Raw genomic sequence first — 2,640 nt, forward strand, 5'->3', positions numbered from 1 at the left:
TGCGTATTTCGGCGAACGTGACCGGCCATTTCGGGTGAACGTGACCGCTTGCGCAGCGTGTGGTGTTGCGCGGTTAAATTCTAATGCAGTCGGTCACGTTGGGTCTGTTTTTTGCTCCTTTTCAGTGGTTTTTGGCTTGATCTGTCGGAGGGAGTCTCCGGTCAGGGTGAAGCGATGATGACGTTGCATCAAACGATCCAGAATGGCGTCGGCGACCGTCGCATCACCGATCCACGCGTGCCAGTGCTCGATCGGCAATTGACTGGTAATGATGGTGGCGCGGTGCGCCGCGCGGTCGTCAATAATTTCAAGCAGATCCGATCGCGTCGTACTGTCCAGATCGCCCATGCCCCAGTCATCCAGAACCAGCACGTCCGTTTTAGCCAGTTGCAGCAGCCATCTGCCGAAGATGCCGCTGCCGTGGCGGATGCGTAGCTCCTCAGACAAGCGAGGTACCCGCTGGTACAAGGCCGAGTAACCGCGTCGGCAAGCATACTGCGCCAGTGCGCAGGCCAACCACGACTTGCCTGCCCCTGTGGGCCCGCTGATCAGAATGCTCTGGCCTGAGGCGACCCAATCGCCCAGCGCCACGCTCATCACGACACGCCTGTCCAGTCCACGGGCAGGTCGGGTGTCAATGTCTTCAATGGCAGCCTGGGGGTATTTGAGCTTGGCTTGCTTTAATAGCCGGGCTTGTTTGCGATCGCTGCGATGGTGGGTTTCGCGATCGATCAACAGGGCCAGGCGCTCCTCGAAGCTCATGGCCCCCAGGCCGGGTTGGGCCAGTTGCTCTTCAAGACCTGCGGCCAAGCCATCAAGTTTCAGGGCACGCAGTTGTGCCAGGGTAGTGTGCATCATCATGTCAAGATCCTTATTGATAATAGTTGGGGCCACGAACATGCTCGTGCGCAGGGCTGACCCATTGCGTTGCGCCTGCCGATACGGCCGTGGTTCGATCCTGGTTATTGACCAAGATGTCGCGTACATGCCGATACCGGTAGGCACCTAACTGCAATGCCAAGGTGCATGCAGCTTCCAATCGGTCTTTACCGTAACGTTTGGCCAGTGAGAGCAAGCCCAGGCAGGTGCGGTAACCTTGCTCGGGATGTTTGTTCTGTTCCAGAATACGTGTCACGGTCAGCCCGGTTGCCGGACCAATGTCTTGCGCCCAGTGGATGAGCCGTTGGGGTGTCCATTCCATATGGGCGCGGTGCGCTGCTGGCATATGCGCCGCTACCGTGGTGAAGCCACCGCGTTGGCTGGAACGTAAATGACTGGCCACTCGCTGGCCACGATGCAGAACCTCGACAGTATGTTTTGTGACGCGCGCCTCAACGGTTTGGCCGACCAGCGCCTGCGGAACACTGTAACGATGCCCCTGAACTTCAACGTGGTAATCGATATGCACCTTGACAGTTTTAAAGTGTGCCAGCTCATAAGGTTGCGCCGGCAGCGGCTGCAACGCCGGAGCATCCAATGCAGCGAAGGCACTGGCCCGGCACCCAGGCAATTTCTGGAACGGCCTTTGATTTAACTGCTCCAGCAGGGGCGAGATGGCCTCATTGACCTGTAGCAAGCTGCTGAATCGCTGGTGACGTAACCGGGCCAGTATCCAGCGTTCAACGACTTGTACGGCCGACTCCACTTTGCTTTTATCTTGCGGATGGTAAGGCCGTGCCGGCAAGATTGAGGTGCCATAGTGACGTGCGAAGTCCTGCACCGTTTCATTGCTGCGTGGCTCGTAACGATCCGGGTTGGCAATCAGGGCGCGTGGATTATCAGGCACAATCAGTTGCGGCACCCCGCCCAGGAATTTTAGGGCCCTGCCGGTGGCATCGAGCCAATCGGCCATCGTTTCCCGTTCCGTCGCCCAGGCGAACGTATAGCTGGAAGCGCCCATAGCAGCCACGAAGATATGCGCCCGCCCGCCGTCGGCCACCGCAATCGTTGGCCCGGCATAGTCAATAAACAGCTTCTCGCCTGCACGATGGGTTTGACGCATTGAGCGCTTGAGCTGTTTAACGAAGGCCCTGTAATGGTTACAGAACTGCGTATATCGATAGGTTTGGCGGTCGGCATACTCGGTCTGGTATTCGTCCCACAGCAGCATGAGGGTCACGCCTTTGCGCTGCAACTCCTGATGGATTCGACCGTAGTCTGGCAGCACGTAGTCCGACCGCTTGACCGGCTTGCTCAGCAAACGGTGTTCTAGTTGCGTTTCGTCAAGGTCCCGAATCGACGCCCAGTCCAGCCCCGCCGCGTTGGCCAGACCGGTGTATTTGGCAACGACCCCTTTGGATATGTGCAATGCCGTCGCAATGTGCTCGTGCGACAACCTGGCCTGCAATTTGAGGCGCAGTACATCTTTAATCTTACGCATAGTCATCCTTTGCGCGGGCATTGGCTTCTCCGGGAAAAACCGGCAAGCGTACCCGCTTTAAGTTCGTTCTATGCGCAACACCGTCACGCCGCTGTAGGGTGCCGTCACGGCATCGTGACCGACCATTTCGCTATCGTGACCGCTCGTTTCGGTCAAAGGCAAAAATCGGTCACGTTCAGCCGAAATGGGCGGTCACGTTGGAGCGAAACCGTCGGTCACGTTCGGCCGAAATCAGTGGTCACGTTGCTCCGAAATACCCA

Annotated in this window: 2 protein-coding genes; both read right to left on the reverse strand. The window is 57.8% G+C overall.

Going from position 1 to position 2,640, the window contains the following annotated elements:
* Window positions 1-93 precede the first annotated feature (93 nt).
* Complete coding sequence (istB, locus tag PuT2_RS15585) at window positions 94-861, reverse strand: IS21-like element helper ATPase IstB (protein ID WP_093971910.1); 768 nt, start codon at window positions 859-861, stop codon at window positions 94-96.
* A gap of 10 nt (window positions 862-871) precedes the next feature.
* Window positions 872-2,401: an IS21 family transposase gene (gene istA, locus PuT2_RS15590; protein ID WP_093971911.1), complete on the reverse strand. Its 1,530-nt coding sequence runs from the start codon at window positions 2,399-2,401 to the stop codon at window positions 872-874.
* Window positions 2,402-2,640 lie beyond the last annotated feature (239 nt).

The sequence above is a fragment of the Pusillimonas sp. T2 genome (genome assembly GCF_002236805.1).
In the GTDB taxonomy this organism is placed as follows: domain Bacteria; phylum Pseudomonadota; class Gammaproteobacteria; order Burkholderiales; family Burkholderiaceae_B; genus Neopusillimonas.